At 28.8% G+C, this 6,609-nt stretch carries 8 protein-coding genes; all 8 read left to right on the forward strand.

Features of this window, described 5'->3' with window-relative positions; genetic code table 11:
• The first annotated feature begins 113 nt into the window (after positions 1 to 113).
• The 8 genes from RAH41_RS15570 to RAH41_RS15605 all read left to right on the forward strand — a co-directional run bounded on the left by RAH41_RS15570 (position 114) and on the right by RAH41_RS15605 (position 6,422).
• Positions 114 to 251: a hypothetical protein gene (locus RAH41_RS15570; protein WP_331223730.1), complete on the forward strand. Its 138-nt coding sequence runs from the start codon at positions 114 to 116 to the stop codon at positions 249 to 251.
• A gap of 156 nt (positions 252 to 407) precedes the next feature.
• A complete protein-coding gene (locus tag RAH41_RS15575; RefSeq protein WP_331223749.1) occupies positions 408 to 842 on the forward strand; it encodes an HIT family protein in 435 nt (144 codons plus the stop codon).
• A 68-nt stretch (positions 843 to 910) separates the two neighbouring features.
• Positions 911 to 1,399: a hypothetical protein gene (locus RAH41_RS15580; protein WP_331223732.1), complete on the forward strand. Its 489-nt coding sequence runs from the start codon at positions 911 to 913 to the stop codon at positions 1,397 to 1,399.
• 793 nt (positions 1,400 to 2,192) lie between these two features.
• Complete coding sequence (gene pyrF / locus RAH41_RS15585; protein WP_331223734.1) at positions 2,193 to 3,116, forward strand: orotidine-5'-phosphate decarboxylase; 924 nt, start codon at positions 2,193 to 2,195, stop codon at positions 3,114 to 3,116.
• A gap of 758 nt (positions 3,117 to 3,874) precedes the next feature.
• Positions 3,875 to 4,342, forward strand: coding sequence for an NUDIX hydrolase (locus RAH41_RS15590; RefSeq protein WP_331223735.1), 468 nt, complete (start codon positions 3,875 to 3,877; stop codon positions 4,340 to 4,342).
• Between the two features lie 143 nt (positions 4,343 to 4,485).
• Positions 4,486 to 5,031, forward strand: a complete 546-nt coding sequence (locus RAH41_RS15595; RefSeq protein WP_331223737.1) for a GNAT family protein — start codon at positions 4,486 to 4,488, stop codon at positions 5,029 to 5,031.
• Positions 5,032 to 5,242: 211 nt separating this feature from the next.
• On the forward strand, positions 5,243 to 5,659 hold the full coding sequence (locus tag RAH41_RS15600; protein WP_419471614.1) for a GNAT family N-acetyltransferase: 417 nt from the start codon (positions 5,243 to 5,245) through the stop codon (positions 5,657 to 5,659).
• 199 nt (positions 5,660 to 5,858) lie between these two features.
• Positions 5,859 to 6,422, forward strand: coding sequence for a hypothetical protein (locus tag RAH41_RS15605; protein ID WP_331223740.1), 564 nt, complete (start codon positions 5,859 to 5,861; stop codon positions 6,420 to 6,422).
• The last annotated feature ends 187 nt before the right edge of the window (positions 6,423 to 6,609 follow it).

Raw genomic sequence — 6,609 nt, forward strand, 5'->3', positions numbered from 1 at the left:
ATGGCAGTATAGTTTAATCAGAAAAGGGATATTCAATTTTAAATTGAATATTAATTTTGTATATGAATTTATAAAAAAATAGATAAAAAAGTTAGTCTAAGGGAGACATAGATATGGAAGAAAAAACTTATAGAATCATTAAAACGCTTTGTTTACTTATAGGTGTTGGGGCTTTAATTTACATAGGAGTTCAATTAAGTGATATTAAAGAACATCTTTGGGATATTGTTCGTGTAATGGCGAATTCTTAAACAGATATCCAACTAACGAATGCGTTAGTTGAAGATCCAGAGCAGCCGCTGGCTGCTCTTTATTTAGGTATTTTGCAGATTAGTTGAACAAGGGGTATTAAGTAAGTGGATATTTTTGGTAATATATTAATTAAATACTTACCAAAGGAGATACTTATGATTTTAAACTCAGAATGTTTAGGTTGCAGACTATCTAACCAACTTGAAACAGTGAATATTGTATATGAAAATGAATATGTTTGTTGCATTTTGGATATCGAACCTTTTAATGAAGGACATACTTTAATTCTTCCGAAAAAGCATTATTTAGATACCGAAGAGTTAGATGTTGAAACAGCAAATGCTATTATGATAGCATCTATGACCATTTCAAAGGCACTAAAAAAATTATTTCATCCTGATGGTATTACTATTTGCCAAAACGGTGGAAAATTCAACGACTTGAAGCATTATCATATGCACGTCATACCGAGGTTTGAAGGAGAACCATTTTACTACGAGGAACAAAAGAATAATATCAAAGAAAAAGCTAAATTTATAGAAACGAAAAATAGGTTAAAATACATGATCGAAGAGGTTGTCGTGAGGTAAAGTGAATTTTTAGAACTTATGAAACTAACGCATGCATTAGTTGAATTAGGATACATGGAGGAATTGGAATGTCACATCCATATTTAAAATTTGAAAAAAGTGATAGTATGAGAGGAAAGTACTTGCCTATCTTTATCACATTTATAACATTAATGATTTTATTTTTATACCCCAACAATACGCTAGCGAAGTGGGCATATAAGTTTGTTGTTTTTAATGATTACACATATGTTATTAGCGATGAGTATGTAACAGAAATCGGAAGAGAAATAGGGTCAGTTACAAAGTATTCAGACGTTGAAGGTAATTATTATGGTAATTTTTCCAATGTTTATGAAAAGGGTACAAAATATTATTCAATAAAAGGCATAAGTACGAAAATAGCAATAGCAGTTGAAGCTGATGGTAAATATATAAAAGCTATTAGAAAAGGTGAGTATGCTGGATCGAAATACAGTCCCTTTAATTTAATTGTAGGAGGAATTGTCTTCCTAATATTGCTAGGTGCATTTACTTTTTTAGTTCAAAAGAAAGTGAAAAGAACAAAACCTTATTGAACTAACGCATGCGATAGTTACACATAAGTACCTATAAATAGTAAATAACAAAAATCCAATTTAAATTAATTAATTAATTCAACTAACGCATGCATTAGTTGAAGATCACAAGCTGCTTAATTGCAGTTTTTTTATTGAAGTTAATGGCAGGATAGTTCAATAAGATAGGGTAATTTTAGAATTAAAATGTAAATAAAAATGTTGTTAAATATTTTACTTTTATAATATGTTTATGAGGAAGATTAATATGAGAACTACCTTTAGAAAATTTATAAATAAATTATATAATATCGAAATTAAACAAATTTCACTTATTAGAAAAATGTTGAGCGTGTTAATGTTGATATATTTGGTTTATTCTTTTACGTCTGAGAACGTTAATCATATATACAAAGGTATATTCTATCTTTCATTAGCAACTTTATTATTATTAAATAGTCTTGAACATAAAATTTTAAAAAAGAAAGAAACAAATAATTTTGATGCTTGGATATTGAGCGGAATTATGTTTCTATTCATAGGAGTAATGGAACTATTGGATATTTAACGAATATAAAATATTACCAAAACTCTTATTCAACTAAAGCATGCATTAGTTGAACAACAAGATCGGCTGTTTAGTCGATTTTTTTTATGTCACTAAATGGCAGGATAGTTGAATAAGGAATAATAAACATATATTGAATTCCCTTTATAATTTATGAATTCTGGTGAAAAAATTCTAAATTTTCAATTTGGAAAAAATTACTTATAGTATAATAGTGTTAGTTAAATTATTAAGGAGAAAAATTGTATGAAAAATTTTGTGGATATATTAATAGAACACATTCAAAAGAAAGAAACAGCTTTAGTGGTTGGATTGGATCCTAATCCTAAGTATTTTCCGTCTTTTTTATTAGAAGCTGATGCAACAAATGAAGAGGTTTGTCATGCTATTCTAAAATTTAACAAACTGGTAATAGATGCGGTTCATGAACATGCCGTAGCAGTGAAACCACAATTAGCTTATTACGAAGTGTATGGTAGTTTAGGTCTTGAAGTTTTAGAGAAAACAATTGAGTACGCACGTTTAAAAAATCTTATTGTAATTCAAGATGCTAAAAGAGGGGATATCGGCTCAACATCAGAGGCGTATGCTGAAGCATTTCTAGGAACAAGTAAGTTAAGTGGTGATATGGTAACTGTTAATCCTTTTTTAGGAAGTGATGGATATATGCCGTTTATTGAAACGGCTAATAAATATGAAAAAGGAATCTTTCTATTAATCAAAACATCAAACCCCTCATCATTCGAAATTCAGGATCTGAAACTAGAGAATGGCGAAATACTATATGCGAACATGGCAAAAGAGATTAATAAATTAGCATCAAAAACACTTGGAGAGAATAACTACTCTTTCATCGGTGCAGTTGTAGGTGCAACATATCCAGAAGAAGCAATAAAAATAAGACAATTAATGCCGCATTCAATTTTTCTAGTTCCAGGTTTAGGTGCACAAGGTGGTAAGGCTGAAGATATGAAAGCATATTTTGACGAAAAAGGTCTTGGGGCAGTCATTTCGTCTTCTAGAGGAATTACATATTGTTATTATAGCGAATTTAATAACGATTGGAAAAACATCACAGAGAATAGCATGTTTAATGAAATTGCTACTGCAACACGTTCTGCGAAAGAACAAATCAATGAGGTTCGATTTTCAAAGTTACATCAAGGTTAACCAAAAAATGAATATCGGAAATGAAAAAAAGGATTTTCAAAAATTGAAGATTCTTTTTTCCTTATTCAACTAAAGCATGCGTTAATTACATAACAGGATCGACGATTTGTCGGTCTTTTTTATTGCACTAAATGGCAGTTTAGTTGAACAAGGATTTTTAACAAATTTACCAATATTTGGATTATAATATTAATAAATATAAGCATTTTAATTTAATTTCTAGTAATGGAATAATATGGATGTTTTTTTATTTAGGATATAGTAGATGTATTATAATTGAGGAATGTTGATGGAAAATGATTTTATAGATTAATTTTGAAAAAGGAGTAATTGAAGATTATGGATGAGAATGTTTTTCCAAATGACGAAAAAGAATTTACTTTGAATAGAATACTAAATATTTCATCAGGGTTACAGGGTGTTCTTATTATGTTAAATGCACGTTTTATGATAGAAAGTATTGTGAAGGTATTAATCACATGTTTATTTTTGTTAAGTTACTTAATTATTTTTATACTAATGCCTCGAACTAAACGAAATTACCTATCTTTTATTTTAAGTTTTTTATTTTTTGTATGTGTACTAATATTTGTTAATAAATAGGCTCTGTTAAAGTATATTGTTGATATTTTTATTCAACTAATTGGCAGTTTAGTTCAATAAGAAAAATTAAATGTAGGTTGATGTATTAATTCAAAAGCAGGAGGTTTTACGTTTTTTGTCGAAATAAGTAATAAAAAATATACGAGGTTATTCTTATGAACGATTATATTAAAACAATGAGAGAAATGGTTGGAAATGAGACTATATTAACGGTTGGCTGTGGTGCAATTATTGAAGATAATGCGGGACGAATTCTTCTACAACGTAGAACTGATTATGATGTTTGGGGGATTCCTGGTGGTCTATTAGAATTAGGGGAAACTTTTGAAGATACAGTTAAAAGAGAAGTTTTTGAGGAAACAAATTTGACTATTAATAATGTTAAATTATTTGGTATATACTCTGGCAAAAATGGATTTGCTCAATATGCGAATGGAGATAAAGTATTTAGTGTACAAATTATTTTTCATATAACTGATTATGTAGGAACTTTACAACATAATGATGAAAGTATTGAATTATGTTTTCTAAATAAAAATGATATTCCTAAAAACTTAAATTCTCATCAGGCTCCATTTATCGAGGATTGGCTGAATGAGGTCCAAATCCCTATTATTAAGTGATATTCCTTATTCAACTAACTAATGCGATTCTTCAATAACGAAGGATCGTTTTTTAAATGGCAGGATAGTTCAATAAGAAGTATGAAGTAATAGATTATTTTTGGTAAAATATTTAAAAGGTTTTTATAAGCGAGGGGAAAGAAATGTTATTACATAAGGTTGACGAAGATGTGTCGTTAAGAATGTTGAATATTGAAGATGCTCAAGAATTTTATAATTTAACGATCAGTTCAAAGGCTTATTTAAAAGAATGGCTTGGTTGGTTAGATTTTATTGAAAGTGTAGAAGATACTGCTCAAAACATTAATGCAAGGTTGAAATCATTTGCTGAAAATGGTGGAATACCAAGGTCATTCGCTATTATTTATAAAGGGGAAATTGCAGGGACAATTGGTTTTAACGACATTAATAAGTCAAATAAAATTGGAACAATAGGCTTTTGGTTAGGGGAACATTTCCAAGGTAAAGGAATTATGTCAAAAGCATTTAAATCTATAATTGATTATGGATTTAAAGATCTTGGACTGAATAAAATTGAAGTTAGTGTCGCTGCTGAAAATAACAAAAGCAGAGCACTTCCTGAAAGATTTGGATTTGTTGAAGAAGGTAAAATCAGGCATGCAGAATGGTTATATGATCATTATGTAGACCATATTATTTACGGTCTATTAGTAAACGAGTGGAATTAAACTATACAACTAACGCACTCAAAAGTTGAACAATATCGGCTGGATAGTCGATTTTTTTTTATTAAGCTAATTGGTAGTTTTAGTTGAACAAGGAAAACAAGAAATGATATAGAATTTAATAATTAATTGAAAATAAAGTATTTAGAGGTGAGAATTAGTGCACTTAAGATTAGACAAAGCAACAGACGCAGATGTACAAGTAATTTTTGAAATGCAAGTGAAAGCATTTATGCCATTGTTAGAGAAATATAAAGATACCGATACAAATCCAGCGAACGAACCGATTGATAATGTAATTAAGAGAATTAATTACTCTACTGGAGGGTTTTATAAAATTTTGCACGATGATATTCTTGTAGGTGCAATTTGTATCTATTGGAAAGAAGAAACGCAATTTTGGATCAGTCCGATGTTCATTTTACCCGAGTACCAAGGAATGGGAATTGCACAGAAAGCTATCCAGTTAATTGAGAAACAATTTCCACAAGCAACTACTTGGGAATTAAGAACTATCTTAGAAGAAAAGCGTAACTGTTATTTATATGAAAAAATGGGTTATAGCCTCACAGGAGAAACAAAACGCTTAAATGAAAAAATGACGCTTGTAAGTTATAAAAAAATTTGTTAAATCTTCTTCAACTAAAGCATGCAATAGTTTAACAACCTAAAAGCTACTTCGGTAGCTTTTTCTTATTAAAGTAAATGGCAGATTAGTTGCATAATAACAATTTCAGTTTAGTTTATAATTTAAATATATGGGCGCTATATATATATCTATAATGTATAATAAATTTACATAATCTTAGAAAGTGAAAGTTGGTATTTAAGTGAGTAAAATTATTTTATATTTATTTTACATAAACCTTACATGGCATATTATTCATACAATATATAGAAATTGGGGACATTTTAGTCTAGAAAAACTAGTATATGATTTGTTAACAATAATAGTTGATTTAGTCTTTATATGGCTCATACTTAAAACAAAAAAGCCTAGAAAAAATTTAACTAAGTTTGACCATTTTCATAGTGAAGCATTTAATGCAGAGACAAGAAAAGAATTTGAGAAAGCAATTCAAATTAGAAATGAAGGTTTAAAGATACAAGCACTAAATGTTCTACAACGTGCTGATTTACATGTAGGTAATGGTGGTACATATCTTAATTTAAATGATTTTATAAATGCTACTAACTGCTTCGATAAGGCATTTGATCTAATTAAACATGAGAAAATTCCTTACGACAAACAATATATAGAAATCATTGAAAGTTATGTAAAAGCTAATAGAAAAGAAGATGCTATTAAATTGGTAGAAGAATTGTTAGTTAGACAATCTTATAATAAAAAATTTAAAAGATTACAACCTGTAAGAGATAAATTACTGATGTAATTTCATGGATACCTTTAAATCGTTAATATTAAAAATAATAGCTCCTAGATAAATTATTGGTTTATGCTTATGCAACTGATATGAACGAAACTGTCAAACCACCAAACCAAAAAGGTTTTAATTTAGGGATTTTTCAATTTTTAGACAGACTTAAATTAGGACTACCAACCTAGAATTTAAAAATTAA

The sequence above is a fragment of the Gottfriedia acidiceleris genome (assembly GCF_036421055.1).
Taxonomy (GTDB): domain Bacteria; phylum Bacillota; class Bacilli; order Bacillales; family Bacillaceae_G; genus Gottfriedia; species Gottfriedia acidiceleris_C.

What these genes read in the sequence shown, in the direction of transcription:
- RAH41_RS15570 (WP_331223730.1), top strand. Translation starts at nt 114, where the DNA reads ATGGAAGAAAAAACTTATAGAATCATTAAAACGCTTTGTTTACTTATA.
- RAH41_RS15575 (WP_331223749.1), top strand. Translation starts at nt 408, where the DNA reads ATGATTTTAAACTCAGAATGTTTAGGTTGCAGACTATCTAACCAACTT.
- RAH41_RS15580 (WP_331223732.1), top strand. Translation starts at nt 911, where the DNA reads ATGTCACATCCATATTTAAAATTTGAAAAAAGTGATAGTATGAGAGGA.
- pyrF (WP_331223734.1), top strand. Translation starts at nt 2,193, where the DNA reads ATGAAAAATTTTGTGGATATATTAATAGAACACATTCAAAAGAAAGAA.
- RAH41_RS15590 (WP_331223735.1), top strand. Translation starts at nt 3,875, where the DNA reads ATGAACGATTATATTAAAACAATGAGAGAAATGGTTGGAAATGAGACT.
- RAH41_RS15595 (WP_331223737.1), top strand. Translation starts at nt 4,486, where the DNA reads ATGTTATTACATAAGGTTGACGAAGATGTGTCGTTAAGAATGTTGAAT.
- RAH41_RS15600 (WP_419471614.1), top strand. Translation starts at nt 5,243, where the DNA reads ATGCAAGTGAAAGCATTTATGCCATTGTTAGAGAAATATAAAGATACC.